Source organism: Alloalcanivorax marinus, assembly GCF_016785095.1.
Lineage (GTDB): Bacteria > Pseudomonadota > Gammaproteobacteria > Pseudomonadales > Alcanivoracaceae > Alloalcanivorax > Alloalcanivorax marinus_A.
Map to the genome: position 1 here is coordinate 31333 of NZ_JAEKJB010000010.1, position 20859 is coordinate 52191.

20 protein-coding genes are annotated in these 20859 nt (G+C 65.8%); 13 read left to right on the forward strand and 7 right to left on the reverse strand.

Annotated features, from left to right (window positions below):
- Window positions 1-4: 4 nt before the first annotated feature.
- From JF515_RS13770 to JF515_RS13780, 3 genes are all read left to right on the forward strand, one after another.
- On the forward strand, window positions 5-931 hold the full coding sequence (locus tag JF515_RS13770) for a sterol desaturase family protein (protein WP_203105034.1): 927 nt from the start codon (window positions 5-7) through the stop codon (window positions 929-931).
- A 188-nt stretch (window positions 932-1119) separates the two neighbouring features.
- Entirely contained in the window at window positions 1120-2832 is a 1713-nt protein-coding gene (locus JF515_RS13775) for an alkaline phosphatase D family protein (protein ID WP_203105035.1), read from the forward strand.
- The gene (locus JF515_RS13780) at window positions 2829-3980 is read left to right on the forward strand and encodes a metallophosphoesterase (protein ID WP_203105036.1); all 1152 of its coding nucleotides are present in this window, start codon (window positions 2829-2831) and stop codon (window positions 3978-3980) included. The genes JF515_RS13775 and JF515_RS13780 overlap by 4 nt, the downstream gene beginning before the upstream one ends.
- A gap of 34 nt (window positions 3981-4014) precedes the next feature.
- Here the strand turns inward: JF515_RS13780 and JF515_RS13785 are convergent, their stop codons facing one another.
- From JF515_RS13785 to JF515_RS13795, 3 genes are read right to left on the reverse strand one after another with little or no spacing between them, the layout of a single operon-like run.
- On the reverse strand, window positions 4015-5340 hold the full coding sequence (locus JF515_RS13785) for a TRAP transporter large permease (RefSeq protein ID WP_203105037.1): 1326 nt from the start codon (window positions 5338-5340) through the stop codon (window positions 4015-4017).
- Window positions 5337-5807 (reverse strand): TRAP transporter small permease, encoded by a 471-nt coding sequence (locus JF515_RS13790; RefSeq protein WP_203105038.1) that lies wholly within the window; start codon window positions 5805-5807, stop codon window positions 5337-5339. The genes JF515_RS13785 and JF515_RS13790 overlap by 4 nt, the downstream gene beginning before the upstream one ends.
- A gap of 29 nt (window positions 5808-5836) precedes the next feature.
- A complete protein-coding gene (locus JF515_RS13795; protein ID WP_203105039.1) occupies window positions 5837-6901 on the reverse strand; it encodes a TRAP transporter substrate-binding protein in 1065 nt (354 codons plus the stop codon).
- Window positions 6902-7258: 357 nt separating this feature from the next.
- Here JF515_RS13795 and JF515_RS13800 point away from each other — a divergent pair, with 357 nt between their 5' ends.
- Window positions 7259-9145, forward strand: coding sequence for an FAD-dependent monooxygenase (locus tag JF515_RS13800; RefSeq protein ID WP_203105040.1), 1887 nt, complete (start codon window positions 7259-7261; stop codon window positions 9143-9145).
- 5 nt (window positions 9146-9150) lie between these two features.
- On the opposite strand, the gene hpaA is transcribed toward JF515_RS13800, so the two are convergent.
- Window positions 9151-10050 carry a 4-hydroxyphenylacetate catabolism regulatory protein HpaA gene (hpaA, locus tag JF515_RS13805; protein ID WP_203105041.1) on the reverse strand — a complete coding sequence of 300 codons (900 nt, stop codon included), beginning with the start codon at window positions 10048-10050 and terminating at the stop codon, window positions 9151-9153.
- Between the two features lie 98 nt (window positions 10051-10148).
- Here hpaA and JF515_RS13810 point away from each other — a divergent pair, with 98 nt between their 5' ends.
- From JF515_RS13810 to hpaR, 9 genes are all read left to right on the forward strand, one after another.
- Window positions 10149-10928: a fumarylacetoacetate hydrolase family protein gene (locus tag JF515_RS13810; RefSeq protein WP_203105042.1), complete on the forward strand. Its 780-nt coding sequence runs from the start codon at window positions 10149-10151 to the stop codon at window positions 10926-10928.
- Window positions 10925-11704, forward strand: a complete 780-nt coding sequence (locus JF515_RS13815; protein ID WP_203105043.1) for a fumarylacetoacetate hydrolase family protein — start codon at window positions 10925-10927, stop codon at window positions 11702-11704. Before JF515_RS13810 ends, JF515_RS13815 begins: the two co-directional genes overlap by 4 nt.
- Entirely contained in the window at window positions 11701-13161 is a 1461-nt protein-coding gene (gene hpaE, locus JF515_RS13820) for a 5-carboxymethyl-2-hydroxymuconate semialdehyde dehydrogenase (RefSeq protein ID WP_203105044.1), read from the forward strand. Before JF515_RS13815 ends, hpaE begins: the two co-directional genes overlap by 4 nt.
- Before the next feature lie 28 nt (window positions 13162-13189).
- On the forward strand, window positions 13190-14053 hold the full coding sequence (gene hpaD / locus JF515_RS13825) for a 3,4-dihydroxyphenylacetate 2,3-dioxygenase (protein ID WP_203105045.1): 864 nt from the start codon (window positions 13190-13192) through the stop codon (window positions 14051-14053).
- 115 nt (window positions 14054-14168) lie between these two features.
- Window positions 14169-14558 carry a 5-carboxymethyl-2-hydroxymuconate Delta-isomerase gene (locus tag JF515_RS13830; protein WP_203105046.1) on the forward strand — a complete coding sequence of 130 codons (390 nt, stop codon included), beginning with the start codon at window positions 14169-14171 and terminating at the stop codon, window positions 14556-14558.
- Window positions 14558-15361 (forward strand): 2-oxo-hept-4-ene-1,7-dioate hydratase, encoded by an 804-nt coding sequence (gene hpaH, locus JF515_RS13835; RefSeq protein ID WP_203105047.1) that lies wholly within the window; start codon window positions 14558-14560, stop codon window positions 15359-15361. The genes JF515_RS13830 and hpaH overlap by 1 nt, the downstream gene beginning before the upstream one ends.
- Window positions 15362-15371: 10 nt before the next feature.
- Window positions 15372-16175, forward strand: a complete 804-nt coding sequence (hpaI, locus tag JF515_RS13840; RefSeq protein WP_203105048.1) for a 4-hydroxy-2-oxoheptanedioate aldolase — start codon at window positions 15372-15374, stop codon at window positions 16173-16175.
- A gap of 29 nt (window positions 16176-16204) precedes the next feature.
- Window positions 16205-17674 (forward strand): NAD-dependent succinate-semialdehyde dehydrogenase, encoded by a 1470-nt coding sequence (locus JF515_RS13845; protein WP_238401081.1) that lies wholly within the window; start codon window positions 16205-16207, stop codon window positions 17672-17674.
- Window positions 17675-17709: 35 nt separating this feature from the next.
- The gene (gene hpaR / locus JF515_RS13850) at window positions 17710-18138 is read left to right on the forward strand and encodes a homoprotocatechuate degradation operon regulator HpaR (protein WP_203105049.1); all 429 of its coding nucleotides are present in this window, start codon (window positions 17710-17712) and stop codon (window positions 18136-18138) included.
- 17 nt (window positions 18139-18155) lie between these two features.
- On the opposite strand, the gene JF515_RS13855 is transcribed toward hpaR, so the two are convergent.
- From JF515_RS13855 to JF515_RS13865, 3 genes are read right to left on the reverse strand one after another with little or no spacing between them, the layout of a single operon-like run.
- Window positions 18156-18893 carry a TerC family protein gene (locus JF515_RS13855; RefSeq protein WP_203105050.1) on the reverse strand — a complete coding sequence of 246 codons (738 nt, stop codon included), beginning with the start codon at window positions 18891-18893 and terminating at the stop codon, window positions 18156-18158.
- Window positions 18894-18896: 3 nt separating this feature from the next.
- The gene (locus JF515_RS13860; protein WP_203105051.1) at window positions 18897-20384 is read right to left on the reverse strand and encodes a PH domain-containing protein; all 1488 of its coding nucleotides are present in this window, start codon (window positions 20382-20384) and stop codon (window positions 18897-18899) included.
- Window positions 20374-20847, reverse strand: a complete 474-nt coding sequence (locus JF515_RS13865) for a PH domain-containing protein (RefSeq protein WP_203105052.1) — start codon at window positions 20845-20847, stop codon at window positions 20374-20376. Before JF515_RS13865 ends, JF515_RS13860 begins: the two co-directional genes overlap by 11 nt.
- Window positions 20848-20859 lie beyond the last annotated feature (12 nt).

Below are 20859 nucleotides of genomic sequence, written 5' to 3' on the forward strand. Positions count from 1 at the left end.
ATCGATGCCCCTGATGGAAATGTTCCACGATGTCTGGCGCGACAGTGGCCTGGAGAGCCTGTGGCTGACTCTGTCGCCCTGGCTGGCGCTGGACGAACGACAGATGATCTTCGTCGTCGCGACGCCAGTCTTTATTGGCGTATTCCTGTGGGAATACCTGAAGATCCGCCACGACCCGGCGCGGGTGGAACCGCGGGAATCGCTGCGTAATTTTCTGCTCGGCGCCGGCTACCAGACCACCGAGTTGCTGTTCGCCGGCGTGATTTCCTTTCCGGTGTTCGCCCTCGCCTACCATTACCGGCTGCTGGATATCCCGCTCAACTGGGCCACCGGCGCCCTGCTCTGGGTACTCACCGACTTCTGTTTCTACTGGTTCCATCGTGGTTCCCACCGGGTGCGCTGGCTGTGGGCCGCCCATGTCACCCACCATTCCTCCGAACGCATGAACTTCTCCACCGCCATGCGCCAGAACGCCACCAACATCTTCAACGGCGGCTGGCTGGTCTATGTGCCGTTGGCCCTCATCGGCTTCAATCCGGTGTGGATCGGCGTCTGTTATGCCCTGTCCCTGGTCTACCAGTTCTTTATTCACACCACCCTGGTGGGCCGCCTGCATCCGTGGATCGAGTGGCTCTTCAATACTCCCAGCCACCACCGCGTGCACCATGCCCGCAACCCGGACTACATCGACCGTAACTACGGCGGCGTCTTCATCGTCTTTGACCGCCTGTTCGGCACCTTCACCGAAGAACGGGACGATGAACCGGTGGAGTACGGCATCACCCGCCCGGTGTACAGCCACAGCCTGATCGTCAACTGGTGCCATGAATACCGGGATATGTTTCGCGACATGGCCCAACGCGGCTCGCCGGGCCAGCGGCTCAAACATTTATGGAAGCCGCCGGAGTGGCGCCGGGACGGAAACCGGTGACGGGTTACAAAACAAAACCAATCAAAACATTTACCCCTCAAGAGGCCTGAAACGCCCGTGCCATGGGCGTTTCCCCCGTTGCACAGCAACGCCATCCATAGCCGGGCCGGATTGTTGAGAAAAACTGTCATATTCGAATCATGACCGCGCCGTAGCGTGCCGCCAGATTTTCCATATCGAGGCAGGTCATGAAACGACGCGAATTCCTCACCCGTTCCGCCACCGCCGGGCTGTCCCTGGGCGTGTTGTCCGCCTGCGGGGGCGGCGGCTCCAACTCCTCGGACAACGGCGATACCGGCCAGCCCGGCAACGGCACACCGAACGCTCCGGAGATGCCCGCCTATGACGGCCCGGACCCGTTCCAGCATGGCGTCGCCAGCGGCGATCCGCTGGCCAATCAGGTGATCCTCTGGACCCGGATCAGCGCCGCCAATCTGGACGAAATCCCGGTCATCGTGGAGGTGGCCCGGGACCCGGCCTTTACCACGCCGGTGTACCAGGGCGTCGGCTACGCGCGCTCCCAGAACGATTTCACCGTCAAGCTGGACCCGCTGCTGCCGGACCCGGAGACCACCTATTTCTACCGCTTCCGCAGCCTTGGCTTCACCAGCCCGGTGGGACGCACCCGCACCGCCCCGGCCCCCGGCGCCCGGGTCGATCACCTGCGCCTGGCGGTGATGTCCTGTTCCAACCTGCCCTATGGCTGGTTCAACGCCTACGGCCGGGTGGCGCGGCGCGCCGATCTGGACGCCGTGCTGCACCTGGGCGACTACATCTATGAATACGCCCAGGGGGAATACAACGACCCGGACCTGGCGGCGCTGCGCCCGGTGGACCCGCCCAACGAGATCATCACGCTGGAGGACTACCGCCGTCGCTATGCGTGCTATCGCCGCGACCCGGACCTGCAAGAGTGCCACCGGCAGCACCCCTTCATCTGTGTCTGGGACGACCACGAGATCGCCAACGACGCCTGGATGAACGGCGCCGAGAACCACAACGAAGGCGAAGGCGACTTCGCCGACCGCAAGCGCGCGGCGGTGCGCGCCTACTACGAATGGATGCCCATTCGCATGGGCTTCCCGGACCGGGACATGCGCATCTACCGGCGCTTCGACTATGGCGACCTGCTCACCCTGGTGATGCTCGATACCCGTCTGATCGGTCGCGACCAGCAAGTCAGCAGCCCTTCGGCGGCCCGCGACCGGAACCGCCAGTTGCTCGGCCAGGACCAGCGCGAATGGCTGTTCGAACAACTGGAATATTCCCGGGGACGCGGCGCCCGCTGGCATGTGATCGGCCAGCAGGTGATGCTCTCGCCGCTTACCCTGGGCACCCTGCCGGACATGCCCAACTGGGACCTGGGCGGCGGCGCCCAGCTCAACTACGACCAATGGGACGGTTACGAAACCAGCCGCCGCGCCCTGCTCGGCCGCATCGAGGCCATGGCCCTGGACAACACCGTGGTGCTCACCGGCGACATCCACAGTTCCTGGGCCATGGACGTAAGCACCGACCCGGGCAACGCCCTGGTCTACAACCGCTTCACCGGCGAGGGCTCCCTGGCGGTGGAGTTCGTGACCCCGGCGGTGACCTCGCCAGCGGCGCCCACCAAGGGGCTCTCCGACCTGGCCCGCGCCGCCCTGGTGCCGCTCAATCCGCATCTGAAATGGGTGGACCTGTTCCGCCGTGGCTATCTGGTCCTCGACCTCACCGGTGAACATTGCAAAGCCGACTGGTTCCACCTCAACACGGTCAGCGAACCGGACGACAGCGAGTTCTTCGCCCGCTCCTACCTGACCCGCGATGGCCAGAACCATGTGGAGCGGGCTTCCCAACCCAGCGCTCCGAAACCCGACGCGCCGCCGCTGGCGCCTTCAACCCAAGGGATCAAGCCATGAGCCTGAAACGACGTGACTTTATTCGTAACCTGTTGATCGGCGGCGCCAGCGTACCGGTACTCAGCGCCTGCGGCGGCGGCGGCGGAGGTGGCGGCGACGACCAAGGCGCCACGCCGGGGGGCGGCGAGGAAACCGGCAACACGCCGGATACTCCGGAGGCACCCCGCACGCTGCGTTTTATCGCCGTCGGCGACACCGGCAGTGGCGGCCAGGGCCAGTATCAGGTGGCCGCCGCCATGGAAGCGGTGGTGGCCGAGCGCGGCTGCGACCTGGTGCTGCTCACCGGCGACAACATCTACGAGGCCGGCGTCACCGCCGTGGACGACCCCCAGTTTCTGGAAAAATTCGAGTATCCCTACCAGAACCTGGATCTGCCATTCTTCCTCTGCCTGGGCAATCACGATTGCGCCAGCACCGTGTTCGGCGGCGGCTCGGACAATCAGCGCGGTGATTACCAGGTCATGTACCACTACAGCCGCGACCGCTATTCCAACAAGTGGCACATGCCGGCCCGCTTCTACAGCCAGGCCTTCGACACCTCACGGGAAACGCCCTTTCTGGAACTGTTCGTGGTGGACTCCAACCCGCTCACCAGCTTCTATCTGGACCACGACGAGAACTTCAACTGGAGCAACTACGGCTACCCGCAACAAACCTGGATGAAGCGCGCCGTCGGCAAAAGCCAGGCCCACTGGAAGATCGCCATGACCCATGTGCCCTACCGCTCCAATGGCAAGCACGGCAACGCCGGCGACCTGGACGCCCACCTGCGCTGGATGTTCAATAACCCGGACGCCGATGGCCTGCGCTACAAGGCTTTTCTGGAGGAATGCTTCGCCGACCGGGCCGACCTGTTGCTCACCGGCCACGACCATTCCCTGCAATGGCTGCAACCGGCGCAAGCCATGGGCCGCACCGAACTGATCGTGTCCGGCGCCGGCGCCAAGACCGACGACTTCAAGGACGCCAACCGCAACCCGGTGCGCTACCAGAACGACAGCGACTACGGTTTCGTCTGGGTGGAACTGAACGAGGACAGCATGACCACGGTGTTCTACCAGGTCTCCCCGGATGACGGCAGCGTGCGCATCGGCCACCAGGAAACCCGCGCCAAGCCGGTCACCGCCGATGTTCTGGAACCGGCCTGAGTGGGGGAACCGACCTGAACGGCGAGCCGGCGGCTCAGGCCGCCGGCAACAACAACAACGACAGCGCCGGCACCGCCACCAGCAACACGATGCGCACCAGGTCCGCGCCCAGGAAAGGCACGATGCCACGGCTGACCGCCCCCAGGGAGGTGCGTTCGCTGAACTTCTGCACGATGAACAGATTCATGCCCATGGGCGGGGTAATCAGTCCGATCTCCACCACCATCAAGGCGATGATGCCGAACCAGATGGAAATCTGTGTCTGGGTAAGGTCGAAGAACGGCAGCCCCACCACGATCGGATAGAAAATCGGCACGGTAAGCAGAATCATGGACAGGGAATCCATCACGCAGCCCAGCAGCAGGTAGATCACCAGGATCGAACACAGCACCGCGAACGGCGCCATGCCGCTGGCCTGCACCCAGTTCGCCAGTTCCACCGGCATGCGGCTGAGCGCCAGGCCGCTGTTCAGCAGGTCGGCGCCGATCACCACCAGATAGATCATGGCGGATGCCTCGGCGGTACCGATCAGGCTTTTCACCAGGCCCTCTCCACGCATGCCGCCACGTACCACGGCGAACAGACCGCAGGCGCCGGCGCCGATGGAAGCCGCCTCGGTGAGGTTGGCCCAGCCGCCATAGATGCCGAAGATCACCACCAGGAACACCAGCAGCACCGGCGACACTTCCGCCAGGGCGCGCAGACGCGTGCCCCAGGCCGCCTTGGGGATACGCGGCGCGTCGCGCATGGTGCGCATGGCCACCAGGCGGATCACGATCAAATAACCGAGCATGGCCACCAGGCCGGGGATGATGGCCGCCACGAACAGCTTGCCGATGGATTCCTGGGTGAGCACCGCGTAGACGATCAGTGGCACCGAAGGCGGGATCAGAATACCGAGGGTACCGCCGGCGGCGATGGTGCCGGCCGCCAGCCTGCTTGGGTAGTGGTGTTTCTCCAGCTCCGGCAGCGCCACCTGGCTCATGGTGGCGGCGGTGGCCAGGGACGAGCCGCAGATGGCGCCAAAGCCGGCGCAGGCGCCGGCGGCGGACATCGCCAGCCCGCCCCGCCAGTGGCCGATGAACGCCGAGGCGGCGCGGAACAGGGCCCGGGACAAGCCGCCGTGGATGGCGAACTGCCCCATCAGCACGAACAACGGAATCACCGCCAGGTCGTAATCGGACACCCGCGCGTAGACCAGATTGTTGATGGTGAACAACAGGGCGTTGAGGTTGCCATGGTTGACCAGCACGTAACAGAGAATGCCCGCCAGGAACATGCCGATGCCCACGTGCACGCGCAGAGCCAGCAAGCCCATCAGCACCGCCAGCACCAGCAGGCCGGTTTGCATGCCGCTCATGGTCTGATCTCCCGCGCCGCCCGGTACAGCCCGCAAAGCGCAAGCAGCGCCAGGCTCGGCACCATCAGCCCCTGAGGCCACCACAGCGGCACGCCAAGCATGGTGGAGGTGGAACCGTAATCCTGGCTGTTCTGCATCAGCAGAAAGGTGCGCCAGCCCATCAACGCCGCCACCGCCGCCAACAGCAGATGGCCGATGGCCAGCAGCCCCCGGTTCACCGGCGCCGGCAGAAAGCCCGCTATCAGATCCACGCGAATATGGTTGTCGGTCATCTCGCACAGGGGCAGAAAAGCCGTCACCGCCACGGCGATGGCCATTTGCAGCATTTCAATGTCACCGGGGATCGGCGCGGAAAACAGCTTGCGCCCCACCAGTGACACCAGCGACATGACAATCAGCACCAGGACGATGGCGCCACCGGCCAGGGCGAACCCCAGCGACAACCGACGCAGAATAACGCCCGCCATTGTTCACTCCGCTCACAGGGAGGCGCGCTTCAGCGCGCCAGTTCCGGGGTGTGTTGCTTGACCGTTTTCTGAAGGCCGTCGAACAGGGCCTGGCGGTCCAGGCCGCCGTCGTCGTTGCCCACCCAGTCATCGACCACGCTTTGCGAGGCCTGAACCATGGCCCGATAGGCGGCGTCGTCCAGGGTAACGATGGTGTGCTTGTCGTCGGCGGCGATGCGGTTTTTCACCTGATCGATGGCCTGATCCCAGGCCTTGCCGAAGCGCACGGTAAGCGCCTCGCCACTGTACTCGTCGACGATCTTTTTCAGGTCGTCCGGCAAGCCCTGGTAGCGCTGCTGGTTCATCAGCATGGCCAGGGTGGTCACCGTGGTGGTGGCCTGATCCGGTGCCGTTTGCATGTGATGGAAGGTGGTTTCGTCCAGCTTGGTGGGCGGTACCACTTCCCATACCGCCAGGGCGCCGTCGATCACCCCCTTGGACAAGGTGTCGGCGATTTGCGACGGCGGCATGCTCACCGGCGTGGCGCCCACGGAGGTGAGAAAGCGGGATGCCAGCCGGGTGGAAGCGCGAATCCGCAGGCCCTTCACATCATCCAGGTTGCTCACCGGCTTCTTCGCGGTGTGCAGGGTGCCGCCGCCATCGCTGTACACCGCCAGCACCTTGTAGTCCTTGAAATCATCCTTGGCGTAGGTCGTGGAATAGTCCCAGATGATGCGGCTGGCGGTCTCGCCACCGGCCGGCAAAACGAACGGCAATTCCAGCGCCTCGCTGCGCGGGAAACGGCCGGCGGAGTAACCCAGCGCTGTCCACACCACGTCCACCACGCCGTTGCGCGCCATGTCCGCCAATTGTCCCGGCGTACCGCCGAGCTGCATGGAGGGATAGATCTCGCATTGGATGCGACCGTCCGACGCCGCCTTCATGTCCTCGCACCAGGGTTCGATCACGTTCTGCTGGGCGTTGGAGTTGGCCGGCAGGAAATGCTCGATACGCAGAGTAACGGTGTCGTCGGCGTGGGCACCGGTCAGCCCCAGGGTCAGGCTCAGGGCGGTGCCGGCAATCCAGAGGGGGAGGTTTCTTATGCTTGCTTTCATGATGACCTCGTCTGTCTTTGCTTGTTGTTCTTGATGGCGACGCCCATGCCGGGCACGCCGCAATCCATTAATTTGTTAATGAATACTAAACAGCCTCCGAGCGGCCGGTCAATGCGCCGGCATGAATAAAATCGTTTCCTTCCCGGGTAGGTATACATTCGCGCACCCCGCCGTTGAAAAGTGCAATTTTTCCCTCGGAAAACACCTGGGACTCCCCTCTTCTCTCGCCGATGATGAAAAAAGCAACGCAAACAACGGTTCATCACGGTCGCCTCCGTGGCTTGGAGATTGCGTAGGAGCGACTTCAGTCGCGATGAAGCTGGCAAGGCCGATCAGAAAAACAAAGGAGAAATCCCAGTGCAGTTCCATCATCACGGTTACGTTTCCAGCGACCCCCGCGTCGAGGACGCCGCCGGCACCGGCATCGACCGTCCCGCGGACCTGCCCGAGCACGTCGACGTGCTGATCGTCGGCAGCGGCCCGGCGGGCATGATCGCCGCCGCGCAACTGGCTAAATACCCGAACGTCACCACCCGCATTGTCGAGCGCCGCCCGGGCCGCCTGAAACTGGGCCAGGCCGACGGCATCCAGGCACGCAGCGTGGAGACTTTCCAGGCATTCGGCTTCGCCGGGCGCATCACCGACGAGGCCTACCGGATCACGGAAATGGCGTTCTGGTCCCCGGACCCGGCCAACCCGGACAACATCACCCGCGCCTCGGTGGCGCTGGATGACGGCACCGGCGAGATCAGCGAATTCCCTCATCTGATCGTTAATCAGGCCCGGGTTCTGGATTACTTCGCCGAATTCGCCCGCAACGCCCCGGCGCGCATCACGCCGGACTACGGTCTGGAGTTTGTCGGCCTGGACATCGACCGGGCCGCCGAATACCCGGTCACCGTGACCCTGCGGCATGTGAGCGGCGAACGGGAAGGCGAGGAACGCACCGTGCGCGCCAAATACGTGGTCGGCTGCGACGGCGCCCACAGCAAGGTGCGCGAGGCCATTGGCCGCCAGCACGTGGGCAAGGTGGCCAACCACGCCTGGGGCGTGATGGACGTACTCGCCACCACCGACTTCCCGGACATCCGCACCAAATGCGCGATCCAGTCCGCCAGCGGCGGCAGTATCCTGCACATTCCCCGCGAAGGCGGCCATTTGTTCCGCATGTACGTGGACCTGGGCGAGGTGTCCGCCGACGACAACCGTCAGGTGCGCCAGACCACCCTGGAGACCACCGTGGCCAAGGCCAACCGCATCCTCCATCCCTACACGCTGGAGGTGAAGGACTGTGCCTGGTACACGGTCTACGAGGTGGGCCACCGGGTCACCGACAAGTTCGACGACGTGGACCCGGGTGACGAGGGCCGGCATGCGCCGCGCGTCTTTATCGCCGGCGACGCCTGCCATACCCACAGTGCCAAGGCCGGCCAGGGCATGAACGTCTCCATGCAGGACGGCTGGAACATCGCCTGGAAATTGGGTCAGGTGCTGTCCGGCCAGGCGCCGGCGGAACTGCTGGCCACCTATTCCGAGGAACGCCAGGAGGTGGCCCAGAACCTGATCGACTTCGACCGCGAGTGGTCGAGCCTGATGGCCAGGCCCACCGAGGACTTCGAGGACCCCAAGGAACTGGCGGACTTCTATGTGAAAACCGCGGAATTTCCCGCCGGCTTCATGACCGAGTACCGCCCCTCCATGATCACCGGCGACACCCGCCACCAGTCACTGGCCACCGGTTTCCCGGTGGGCAAGCGCTTTAAATCGGCGCCGGTGATGCGGGTCTGCGACGGCAACGATGTGCACCTGGGCCACCACGCCACCGCTGACGGCCGCTGGCGGATCTATGCCTTCGCCGACGCCGGCGCCGAACGGCTGAACGACTGGGCGGAATGGGTGCTCAACGCCGCCGCCTCGCCGGTGGCGCGCTTTACCCCGGACGGCGCCGATCTGGACAGCCTGTTCGACATCAAGGTGATCTATCAGCAACCCCACGGCGAAGTGGAGTTCGGCCCGTCCATTCCGCCGCTGTTCCAACCCCGGGTGGGCCCCTTCCAGCTCACCGACTACGAAAAGGTTTACGCCATCGACCCGGAGCGCGACATCTTCGAGGCGCGCGGCGTCGACCGTGGCGGCGCCGTGATCGTGGTGCGCCCGGACCACTATGTGTCCCAGGTGCTGCCGTTCGAGGCGGTGGATGAACTGGCGGCGTTCTTCGAGGCCAATACCCGACGCCCGGGCTGAGACGATCAGCCGCGCCGGTTGTGGCGGCGATAGCGCCCCGGCGTCATGCCCGTCTCACGGGTGAAGAAGCGGGAAAAGTAGGCCGGATCGTTGAAACCCAGGCGGTAGCCGATCTCGTTGATGGAAGCGGTGGTGAAGATCAGCAGCCGCCGCGCCTCCTGGACCCGCCGGTCGAACACCAGCCGCTTGCTGGGCTTGCCGGCGGTGCGCCGGCAGATCTCGTTAAGCCGGTTCTCGGTGATATCCAGGGCCTCGGCATACTGGGAGAGCGTCCAATGATGCGCGTGGTGGTCCTCGATCAGCATCTGGAAACGCTGAAACACCGCCAGGTCCTCATGGCGGGCCGGCTGCGACGGCAACGCACTGGAGGACAACCGGAACAGACGGATGAAGATCAGCCGCGCCAGGCTGCGCACCGCCACTTCACGCCCGGGGCCGTCGCTGGCGGCTTCGTCGCCGAGCGCGTCGAACAACCGCTCCAGGCGCTCCAGTTCGGCGTGCCGGTGCGGTTCCAATTGCGCGCGGGCCACGCACAGCGGCCGCACTTCGGTGGGATCGGCGAGATCACCACTTTCCTCCAGCAGGCTCCAAACCAGCTGCTGGCGCACGGTGAGCACGTGGCCGTCGGCGTCCGCCTGGGTCACGAAAGCATGGGTCACCGTGGGCGGCGTAAGAAAGAACAGGGGCCCGTGCTGGTGATGCTGGCGTTCGTCCAGGTAGACGCGCACCAAACCGCTTTTGACGAAGTGCACCTGGAAAAAACGATCGTGGCGATGGGCCGGCATGTTGCGGCCAAAGAAATCCGCCATCGGTCCCAGGGCGTCGTAGTGCACCTCGGCATCGGCGTAGCGCTGGTCGTACACCTGGCCGATGTTGATGTTGGGAATCGGTTCATTGTTCTTCATAGGGCTCTCCGGAACCCAGCATAACCGATCGCGCCGGCCGCTTGAATTCATTAACATCTTAATGTACAAAATCCAGCAAAGAACAAACAGGAGTTCCCATGCGCCACGCTCTCGTGGAAATCAACGGCGACCCGGTCGCCGTCACGGTCGACGACGATGGCCTGCGTCGCGCCAACGGCGACCTGGTCGGCACCGACCGCCTGCGCTGGCTGCCGCCGGTGTCCGGCACCATGTTCGGCATCGCTCTCAATGACCGGGCCTTGCTGGAGTCCCACCTGGACAGCTTCAACCATCCCCCCTACGAAAAGCCGCCGACAAGACCGGTGCTGTTCATCAAGACTCCGAACACCCGTAACGGACATCAACGGGCAGTGTCGCGGCCCGCCGGAGAGCGTCTGCAACCGGGCCCATCCCTGGGCGTGGTGATCGGTAAAAGCGCCAGCCGCGTCCGCGAAACGGATGCCCTGGATTACGTGGCCGGCTACACCGTGGTCAACGAGTTCAGCCTGCCGGAGGACAGCTACTACCGGCCAGCGGTGAAGGCCAAATGCCGGGACGGCTTCTGCCCGCTGGGCCCCTGGGTAACCAGCGCCGACGAAGTGGGCGACCCGGCTGGCCTGGCCGTGCGGCTGTCCGTTAACGGCGAACTCAAACAGGAAGGCAATACCGCCAATTTCGTGCGCCCGGTGGCGCGCCTGATCGCCGAGCTCAGCGAATTCATGACCCTGCACGAAGGCGACGTGCTGATCGCCGGCGTGCCGGCGGGCCGTGTGGACGTCCAGCCCGGCGACGAAGTGGCGGTGGAAATCGACCGGGTCGGCACTCTGGTGTCGTTCGTGACGGAAGAAGGCGCCCCCCGGGAAGGAGACCGCTCATGAAACACGCTCGCATCCGGCATAACGGCGAAGTGCTCGACGTCACCGTCAACGACGACGGCGATATCCTGCTGGCCGACGGCACGCCGCTCGACGCCGGCCAGGTGACCTGGCTGCCGCCGGCCACCGGCACCATGTTCGCCCTGGGCCTCAACTACGCCGACCACGCCGCCGAACTGAGCTTCAAATCGGCACCCAAGGAACCCCTGGTGTTCGTCAAGGCGCCCAACGCCTACACCGGCCACGACGGTTACAGCTGGCGCCCGGACAACGTGGATTACATGCACTACGAGTGCGAGCTGGTGGCGGTGATCGGCAAGACCGCGCGTAACGTCAGCCGCGCCGACGCCCTGGAGTACGTGGCCGGCTACACCCTGTGCAACGACTACGCCATCCGCGACTACCTGGAAAATTACTACCGGCCCAACCTGCGCGTGAAAAACCGTGACAGCACCACCCCGGTGGGCCCCTGGATCATCGACAGGAGCCAGGTTCCGGAGCCCAACAACCTGACCCTGCGCACCTACATCAACGGCGAACTGAAACAGGAAGGCAGCACCGCCGACATGATTTTCGACGTGCCCTTCCTGATCGAATACCTGTCCGGCTTCATGACCCTGCAGCCCGGCGACATGATCGCCACCGGCACGCCCAAGGGCATGGCGGACGTGCAACCCGGCGACGTGGTGGACGTGGAGATCGAGGGCATTGGTCGGCTGCGCAACACCATGCTCAGCGAAAGTGAATTCTTCAAGAACGCGAAGGAGCAGTCATCGTGATCAAGCATTGGATTAACGGCCGGGAAGTGGAAAGCCCGGAAACGTTCGACAACATCAACCCGGCCACCGGCGAAGTGATCGGCCCGGTGGCCAGCGGCACCGAGAAGGAAGTCAACGAAGCGGTGGCCGCCGCCAAGGCCGCCTTTCCCGGCTGGGCCAACACCCCGGCCAAGGAACGGGCCCGGCTGATGCGCCGCCTCGGCGAGCTGATCGACGAAAACGTGCCGCGCCTGGCGGAACTGGAGACCCTGGATACCGGCCTGCCGATCCACCAGACCAGGAACGTGCTGATCCCCCGCGCCTCGCACAACTTCAACTTTTTCGCCGAAGTCTGCACGCGCATGAACGGCCACACCTACCCGGTGGATGACCAGATGCTCAACTACACCCTGCACCAGCCGGTGGGAGTGTGCGCATTGGTGTCGCCGTGGAACGTGCCGTTCATGACCGCCACCTGGAAGACCGCCCCCTGCCTGGCACTGGGCAACACCGCCGTGCTCAAGATGTCCGAGCTGTCGCCGATGACCGCCGCCGAGCTGGGCAAGTTGACCAAGGAGGCGGGCATCCCGGACGGCGTGTTCAACGTGATTCAGGGTTACGGGTCCACCGCCGGCGACGCCCTGGTGCGCCACCCGGACGTGCGCGCCGTGTCCTTCACCGGCGGCACCGCCACCGGCCGCAAGATCGTTCAGAACGGCGGCATGAAGAAATACTCCATGGAACTGGGCGGCAAGTCGCCGGTGCTGGTGTTCGAGGACGCGGATCTGGATCGCGCCCTGGACGCCGCCCTGTTCACCATCTTCTCGCTGAACGGCGAGCGCTGCACCGCCGGTAGCCGCATCTTCATTCAGGAAAGCGTCTACGACGAGTTCGTGAAGAAGTTCGCCGAACGGGCCAAAAAACTGAAGGTGGGCGATCCGGAAAACCCGGACACGCAGGTGGGCTCCATGATCACCGGGCAGCACTACGAAAAAGTCACCGGCTACATCCGCATCGGCATCGAGGAAGGCGCCAAACTGGTGGCCGGTGGCCTGGAGCGTCCCGAGGGTTTGCCCGACCGGGTCGCCAACGGCCAGTTCATCCAGCCCACGGTGTTCGCCGACGTGGACAACAAAATGCGCATTTGCCAGGAGGAAATCTTCGGCCCGGTGGTGTGCCTGGGCAGGTTCACCGACGAGGCCCACGCCCTGGAACTGGCCAACGACGTGCAGTACGGCCTGGCCTCCTACGTCTGGACCGAGAACCTGGCCAAGGCCCACCGGGTGGCGCGCGGCATCGAGGCGGGCATGGTGTTCATCAACAGCCAGAACGTGCGCGACCTGCGCCAGCCGTTCGGTGGCATCAAACAATCCGGCACCGGCCGCGAGGGCGGTGAATACAGCTTCGAGGTGTTCACCGAGGTGAAGAACGTCTGCGTCGCCATGGGCCACCATCACATTCCGCGCTGGGGCGTCTGACCCCGGCACGGCGATAAGGAGAAAAACAATGGGAGAGGTCGTTCTCGCCGCCAAGATCTGCCACGTGCCGTCCATGTATCTGTCCGAACTGCCGGGGCCCCATCAGGGGTGCCGGCAGGCGGCCATCGACGGCCACAAGGAAATCGGCCGCCGCGCCCGCGAGCTGGGCGCCGACACCGCCCTGGTGTTCGACGTGCACTGGCTGGTCAACAGCGGCTACCACATCAATTGCGGTGAACGGTTCGAGGGCATCTACACCAGCAACGAGCTGCCGCACTTCATCAAGGACATGCACTACCAGTACGACGGCGCCCCGGACCTGGGCGAACTCATCGCCGAGCAGGCCAACGCCGCCGACGTGCGCACCCGGGCCCACAATATTCCCAGCCTGCACCTGGAGTACGGCACCCTGGTGCCGATGCGCTACATGCACATGGACGTGCCCCGGGAACAGCATTTGAAGGTGGTGTCGGTGGCGTCCTGGTGCGCCTGGCACCGGCTGGAGGACAGCTTCACCTTCGGCGCCGCCGTGCGCCGCGCCATCGAGGCCAGCGACCGCAAGGTGGCGGTGCTGGCGTCCGGCTCCCTGTCGCACCGCTTCTCCGACGACCGGCTGGCCGACCAGAACCTGCACAAATGGAGCCGCGAGTTCGACCGGCAGATGGATCTGCGCGTGGTGGAGCTGTGGAAGCAGGGCCGCTTCAAGGAATTCTGCGCCATGCTGCCGGACTACGCCGAACACTGTTACGGCGAGGGCGGCATGCACGACACCGCCATGCTGCTGGGGCTGCTTGGCGGCGAGGACTACGACCGGCCGGTGGAAGTGCTCACCGATCTGTACGCCAGCTCCGGCACCGGGCAGATCAACGCCGTCTTTCCGCTGCCCTGGTGAACCCATCGCGGCTAAAGCCGCTCCTACGAGGCTCTGTATATCGCTGTAGGAGCGGCCGGGCGGCGTTCCGCTTTAGCCACGATACCGCCGCGATCATCATTCAAGGAGAACTCTCATGCCCCATTTCATCGCCGAATACAGCGCCAACCTGGAAGACGAAACGGACTTCCCCGCCCTGTTCGAAACCGTGCACCGGGTGCTCGGTGAGTCCGGCGTATTCCCGCTGGGCGGCATCCGCAGCCGCGCCATCCGCCACGATACCTACCGCATCGCCGACGGCGAGCACGACTACGCCTTCGTCCATATGAGCCTGAAGGTGGGCAGTGGCCGCGACCTGGAAACCCGCAAAGCGGTCGCCGAAACCCTGTTCGAGGCGATCAAGGCCCACTTCGCGCCGCTGCAGGAAAAACGCCTGCTGGCGGTGTCCTTCGAGATGACCGAGCTGGACCCGGATCTCAACTTCAAACACAACAACATCCACGCCTTTCTCAAGGGGGAGCGCTGATGCTCGACGATGCTTTCATCCGCCAGGCCGCGCAACGGCTCGACGACGCCGAGCGGCAACGCACGCAGGTCCGCCAGTTCTCCCTGGACCATCCGGACATCACCATCGAGGACGCCTACGCCATCCAGCGCGCCTGGGTGGAAAAGAAAATCGCCGATGGCCGTAAGCTGATCGGCCACAAGATCGGCCTCACGTCACGGGCCATGCAGGTATCGTCGAACATCAGCGAGCCGGATTACGGCGCCCTGCTCGATGACATGCTGTTCGACGAGGGCACCGACATTCCCATCGATCGCTTTATCGTGCCACGCCTGGAGGTGGAACTGGCGTTCATCCTCGGCAAGCCGCTCAAGGGACCGAACTGCACCATCTTCGATGTGTTCGACGCCACCGAGTACGTGATTCCGGCGCTGGAAATCATTGATGCGCGCATCCAGCAGGTGGACGAGGAAAGCGGCGTCACCCGCAAGGTGTTCGACACCATATCCGACAACGCCGCCAACGCCGGCGTGGTGATGGGCGGCCGCCCGATCCGGCCCATGGACCTGGACCTGCGCCGGGTTTCCGCGATCCTCTACCGCAACGGCGTGATCGAGGAATCCGGCGTTGCCGCCGCCGTGCTCAACCACCCGGCCAAGGGCGTGGCCTGGCTGGCCAACCGCCTGGCACCCTACGATGTGGGCCTGGAAGCGGGCCAGCTGATCCTGGGCGGTTCCTTCACCCGGCCTGTGGCGGTGCGCCCCGGCGACACCTTCCACGTGGATTACGACGACCTGGGCGCCATCGCCTGCCGGTTCGTCTAAGGACAGACAGATGGAAATGCCCGTAAACACCTTCAAACAGGCGCTCGCCCAGGGTCGCCCGCAAATCGGCCTGTGGCTGGGGCTGTGCGACGCCTATTGCGCGGAGCTGGCCGCCAACGCCGGCTTCGACTGGCTGCTGATGGACGGCGAGCACGCGCCCAACGACCTGCGCACCCTGCTGGCGCAACTCCAGGCGGTGGCGCCCTACCCGGCCCAGCCGGTACTGCGCCCGCCGGTGGGCGACACCGCCTTGATCAAGCAGTACCTGGACATCGGCGCCCAGACCCTGCTGGTGCCCATGGTGGACAGCGCCGACCAGGCCCGCGGGCTGGTGCGTGCCATGCGCTACCCGCCGGGCGGCGTGCGCGGCGTGGGCAGCGCCCTGGCCCGGGCATCGCGCTGGAACAGCGTGCCCGGCTACCTGGACCAGGCCGATGATCAGATGTGCCTGCTGGTGCAGATCGAGAGCTCCGAGGCCCTGAACAACCTGGACGAGATCGCCGCCGTGGACGGCGTGGACGGGGTCTTCATCGGGCCGGCGGACCTGAGCGCCTCCCTGGGGCACCGGGGCAACCCGGCGCACCCGGATGTGCAGGCCGCCATCGAGGACGCCATCGCCCGTATACGCCGGGCCGGCAAGGCCGCCGGCATTCTCAACGCCAACCGGGACCTGGCAAGGCGCTACCTGGAACTGGGCTGCCTGTTCGTGGCGGTGGGCGTGGACACCAGCCTGCTGATGGGCGCCCTCAAGGGCCTGGCCGCCGAATTCAAGGGCGACGCCGCCCCGGCCCCCGCCGGCCCCTCCGTTTACTGACCGGCGCCCGACGTCATCAAGGAATCGCCATGACCGACTCTCCCCTGGCCCTGGCCGACACCGGCCTGTTGCGCGACCAGGCCTGTATCGACGGCCAATGGCTCGACGCCGACGGCGGCGCCCGTTTCCCGGTGCGCGACCCGGCGGACCAGAGCCTGATCATCGAGGTGGCGGACGCCGGCGCCACGGACACCGACCGCGCCATCGACGCCGCCGCCCGCGCTCTGCCCGCCTGGCGCCAACGGCCCGCCAAGGAACGTTCGCGGCTGCTGCGCCGCTGGTTCGATCTGATGGTCGAGCACAAGGAAGACCTGGCCCGGCTGCTGAGCCGCGAACAGGGCAAGCCGCTGGCGGAAAGCCGGGGCGAGATCGACTACGCCGCCAGCTTCATCGAATGGTTCGCCGAGGAAGCCAAGCGCGTCAACGGCGAGTTGCTGGCCGGCGACCGACCCGGGCGGCGACTGGTCACCCTGAAACAGCCGGTGGGCGTGGTGGCGGCCATCACCCCCTGGAATTTCCCCTGTGCCATGGTCACCCGCAAGGCCGGCCCGGCCCTGGCGGCGGGCTGCACCCTGGTGCTCAAGCCGGACCCAGAAACGCCGCTGTCGGCGCTGGCCCTGGCCGAGCTGGCGCGGCGCGCCGGCCTGCCCGCCGGGGTGTTCAATGTGGTGCCGGGGCGTGACGCCGCCGCCATCGGCGCCCGCCTCACCGGAGACCGGCGGGTGCGCAAGCTGTCGTTCACCGGCTCCACGGCGGTGGGCAAACTGCTCATGGCGCAATGCGCCGACACGGTGAAAAAACTGAGCCTGGAACTGGGCGGCAACGCGCCCTTCATCGTGTTCGACGACGCCAACCTGGACGCCGCCGTGGACGGCGCCCTGGCGTCGAAATTCCGCAACAGCGGCCAGACCTGCGTGTGCACCAACCGCTTTCTGGTGCAGGACGGCATCCACGATGCTTTCTGCGAAAAGCTGGCGCGGGCGGTGGCCGCGCTCAAGGTGGGCCCGGCCAGCGACGCCCACGCGCAACAGGGCCCGCTGATCCACGCCGGCGCGCTCACCAAGGTGCGCGCCCATGTGGACGACGCCATTCAGGGCGGCGCCCGGCTGCTGTGCGGCGGCGGCCCCCACGAACTGGGCGGCGGCTTTTTCCAACCCACGGTGCTCAGCGAAGTGACGCCGGCCATGCACGTGGCCCGGGAGGAAACCTTCGGCCCCCTGGCGCCGGTGTTCCGTTTCCACGACGAAGCGGAAGCCGTGGCCCTGGCCAACGACACCCCTTCGGGCCTGGCGGCCTATCTTTACAGCGGCGATCCGGGGCGTGCCTGGCGGGTGGCGGAGGCGCTGGAATATGGCATGGTCGGCGTCAACGAAGGTATCATCTCGACCGAACTGGCCCCCTTCGGCGGCATCAAGGAATCCGGGTTGGGCCGCGAAGGCTCGCGCCACGGCATCGATGATTATCTGGAATTGAAGTATCTGTGCGTGGCGGACCCGTGAGCCGCCGCGCCGTACCCAAGGAGCATTCCGTACGCATGGCCAAACCCACGCCTTCTTTGACCGTGGCCCTGCTTCAGGCCCGCGAGGCCGCCATGGGCTTTTTCCGCCCGCTGCTCAACGAGCACGGCCTCACCGAACAGCAATGGCGCGTGATCCGCATTCTCAAGGAAGTGCCCGAGCACCAGCTGGAAAGCCGGGAACTGGCGGAGATCGCCTGCATCCTGCGGCCCAGCCTCACCGGCGTGCTGGTGCGCCTGGAGAAAACCGGCTACGTGAAACGCTGGAAGCCGGCCAACGATCAACGCCGCCTGTGCGTGTCGCTCACCGAGCAAGGCCATCGGCTGTTCGACGCCATGAGCGGCGACATGCACAAGCAATACCGCCGCATCAAACGCCAGCTCGGCGCCGACAACTACAAAACCCTAATGGGCCTGCTCGACCAGCTGCAACGCGTGGAGCCCTAGCGGCTCCTGGTGGCCCGCTAGGGCTCCACGGCGGTCGCCTTGCGCTTGGCGCGCAAGCGCAGGTTGAGCATCTCGACGCCGAAGCTAAACGCCATGGCGAAGTAGATGTAGCCCTTGGGAATGTGGAATTCCAGGCCGTCGGCGATCAGCGCCGTGCCCACCAGCACCAGGAACGACAGCGCCAGCATCTTCAGGGTCGGGTGCTCGGTGATGAAGCGGCCGATGGCGTTGGCGAACACCATCATGAAGCCCACCGCGATGATCACCGCGATCACCATCACTTCCAGGTGATTGGCCATGCCCACGGCGGTGATCACCGAGTCCAGCGAGAACACCATGTCCAGCACCGCGATCTGAATCAGGATCACCATGAACGAGGCGCCGGCCTTCGCCTTGGCGAGCTGCGGGGCCTCGCCGGCGTCCTCGATGGAATGGTGGATCTCCAGCACCGATTTGGCGAGCAGGAACAGCCCGCCCAGGATCAGCACCAGATCGCGCCCGGAGATGCCCTGGCCGAGCACGGTGAACAGATCGGCGGTGAGTTTGGTGAGCCAGGCCAGGGAGGCCAGCAACAGCAGCCGCATCACCATGGCCATGGACAGGCCGATAAGGCGCGCCTTGGGGCGCTGCTTCTCCGGCAGCCGGTCCACCAGAATCGACAGAAAGATGATGTTGTCGATGCCCAGCACGATCTCGAGCGCGGTCAGGGTGGCCAGGGCGATCCACGCCTCCGGCGAAGTGATCCATTCCAGCATGGCTTACTCCAATAGCGACCCGGCGAGCCGGGCGGCGACATCACGGTCCAGGTAGGCCAGCCGCACCCGGCGCTTGGCCAGGCCGCCACCGGCGGTGTCGATTTCCAACTCGGTCATGCGGTAGCGCCGGTCGAACGGATTGCGGGCCAGGCGCACGGTCTGAATACGATTGCGCGGCACCACCGCCAGCCGGCGCCACAGCCAGCCCCGGTGGAACAGCAGCAGGTCCGGGGTCAGCGCCCAGCGGGTATAGCGAGCATAAAGATGGCCGTGCAACAGGGCCACCGGCAGGCCGGCGGGCAGCACCGCCAGCCCCGGCCAGCCCCACCACCACAGCGCCGGCGGCAGGCTCAACAGCGCCCAGCACCACAGCCACAGGCGGGTGAGGCGCCGGCGGGTACGCGAGGACAAAGGCCGCCAGTCCGGGGCGGCGCGATCCAGGCCCGGCAGCGCCCGGTCGATCAGGCCACTCACCTGATCCGGGCGGCAGATCGGCGCCAGCGGCCGGGCGCCGCCGCTCTGGCCCGGCTCCGCGGCGCCGCCGGCCAGATCCACCTGCAGCATCACGCGCCGGAACAGGCGGTGCAGCGGCGTGGCCAGCTGGTGCACCACCTGGATGCGGGGCACCCGCAGGGTCACCGTGCGACGGGTGAACAGGCCATGGCGGGCCCGCAGGTCATCGCCGTCCCGATCCAGGGTGTAATCGTGGTACTGCACCAGGGCGGTGATCACCGACAGCAGCTTGGCGACCACCAGCACGCCGACCAGGGTAGCCAGCACCAGAAAAATCTTCAGCGCCAGGCCGAGCTGATTCACGTAGGCCACCCCGGCATCGCGCAGCGCGGGGCCAAACAGCCGCTCCAGGGTCTCCACCCCGGCCACCTGGAACAGCGAACCAATCACCGCCCCCAGCCAGAACAGGTTGCGGTTGTCGATCAGCCCCATGAGGATCAGTTCACTGACCGGCAGCCGCAGCAGCGGCGAGGCAACCGCGTCAGCGGACGGATCATCTTCGTGCTCCTGGCGCTCCTCGTCACCCAGGGCCCGGCGGCGGGCGAACACCGCCTCGCTCAATGCCCGGGCGCCGGCCACCGACAACACCCGGATGGTGGCCTCCGCGCCACCGCCGCTGGAAGTCTCCACCTTGACGTCGGCCACGCCCAGCAAGCGGTGTAATATGGTGCGCTCGGTATCGATGTTCTCAATGCGCCGGTAGTCGATCTGGCGCAGGTTGCGGAACACCAGCCCCTCGCGGATCAGCAGCCCGTCCGGGCCGTAATCGTAGCGATACACCCACTGGTGCCAGAGCCCGGCCAGAGGGCCGAGCAACAGCAGCGGCACCAGCATCCACAAGGCGCCCCCCCACTCGGCGCCCAGGGCGGCGGCGATGCCCAGGGGGATCAAGGCACCCAGCCCACCGACCAGGTGGAACACCCAGCTCAGCGGATGCAGGCGCTGTTCCGGCACCGGGTGGCCGTTCTCATACCGCATCGCCATCGCCCTCGCGGAGCAGCCTTTCACGCAGCGCCAGGGCGGTGTCGTGCTCCAGGCCCGGCAAGGTGGTCACGGTGAAACGGCTACCGGCGGTGTACAAACGCAGGGTGGCCACGCCGAAGACACGCTGCAGCGGTCCCTGGCTGACATCGGAATGCTGCACCCGCACCCGGGGCACGGTAATGCGGTGGCGCCACAGCAGCCCCCGCTCCACGCTCAGGCCCCGTTCATCCAGACAATACCGCAGGCGCCGGTACCAGGCCTCCGGCAACCACCAGCCCAGCGCCGCCAGCACCAACAGCGCCACCAGCCAGGCGATCAACGCCGCCATGGCCAGGGCGCCGCCGGCCAGCAGCGGCGCGAACAACGCCGCCAGCGCCAGCAACGCCACCGCGATCGCGACCAGCGACTGCACTCGCCATACCGCCACGGTGCCCGGATGCACGGCCTCGAACCGCATCGTGTTTCCCCC

What these genes read in the sequence shown, in the direction of transcription:
- JF515_RS13830 (WP_203105046.1), top strand. Translation starts at nt 14,169, where the DNA reads ATGCCCCATTTCATCGCCGAATACAGCGCCAACCTGGAAGACGAAACG.
- JF515_RS13775 (WP_203105035.1), top strand. Translation starts at nt 1,120, where the DNA reads ATGAAACGACGCGAATTCCTCACCCGTTCCGCCACCGCCGGGCTGTCC.
- JF515_RS13815 (WP_203105043.1), top strand. Translation starts at nt 10,925, where the DNA reads ATGAAACACGCTCGCATCCGGCATAACGGCGAAGTGCTCGACGTCACC.
- hpaR (WP_203105049.1), top strand. Translation starts at nt 17,710, where the DNA reads ATGGCCAAACCCACGCCTTCTTTGACCGTGGCCCTGCTTCAGGCCCGC.
- JF515_RS13810 (WP_203105042.1), top strand. Translation starts at nt 10,149, where the DNA reads ATGCGCCACGCTCTCGTGGAAATCAACGGCGACCCGGTCGCCGTCACG.
- JF515_RS13770 (WP_203105034.1), top strand. Translation starts at nt 5, where the DNA reads ATGCCCCTGATGGAAATGTTCCACGATGTCTGGCGCGACAGTGGCCTG.
- hpaD (WP_203105045.1), top strand. Translation starts at nt 13,190, where the DNA reads ATGGGAGAGGTCGTTCTCGCCGCCAAGATCTGCCACGTGCCGTCCATG.
- JF515_RS13845 (WP_238401081.1), top strand. Translation starts at nt 16,205, where the DNA reads ATGACCGACTCTCCCCTGGCCCTGGCCGACACCGGCCTGTTGCGCGAC.
- JF515_RS13795 (WP_203105039.1), bottom strand. Translation starts at nt 6,901, where the DNA reads ATGAAAGCAAGCATAAGAAACCTCCCCCTCTGGATTGCCGGCACCGCC.
- JF515_RS13865 (WP_203105052.1), bottom strand. Translation starts at nt 20,847, where the DNA reads ATGCGGTTCGAGGCCGTGCATCCGGGCACCGTGGCGGTATGGCGAGTG.
- JF515_RS13860 (WP_203105051.1), bottom strand. Translation starts at nt 20,384, where the DNA reads ATGCGGTATGAGAACGGCCACCCGGTGCCGGAACAGCGCCTGCATCCG.
- JF515_RS13785 (WP_203105037.1), bottom strand. Translation starts at nt 5,340, where the DNA reads ATGAGCGGCATGCAAACCGGCCTGCTGGTGCTGGCGGTGCTGATGGGC.
- hpaI (WP_203105048.1), top strand. Translation starts at nt 15,372, where the DNA reads ATGGAAATGCCCGTAAACACCTTCAAACAGGCGCTCGCCCAGGGTCGC.
- hpaH (WP_203105047.1), top strand. Translation starts at nt 14,558, where the DNA reads ATGCTCGACGATGCTTTCATCCGCCAGGCCGCGCAACGGCTCGACGAC.
- JF515_RS13790 (WP_203105038.1), bottom strand. Translation starts at nt 5,807, where the DNA reads ATGGCGGGCGTTATTCTGCGTCGGTTGTCGCTGGGGTTCGCCCTGGCC.
- JF515_RS13855 (WP_203105050.1), bottom strand. Translation starts at nt 18,893, where the DNA reads ATGCTGGAATGGATCACTTCGCCGGAGGCGTGGATCGCCCTGGCCACC.
- hpaA (WP_203105041.1), bottom strand. Translation starts at nt 10,050, where the DNA reads ATGAAGAACAATGAACCGATTCCCAACATCAACATCGGCCAGGTGTAC.
- JF515_RS13780 (WP_203105036.1), top strand. Translation starts at nt 2,829, where the DNA reads ATGAGCCTGAAACGACGTGACTTTATTCGTAACCTGTTGATCGGCGGC.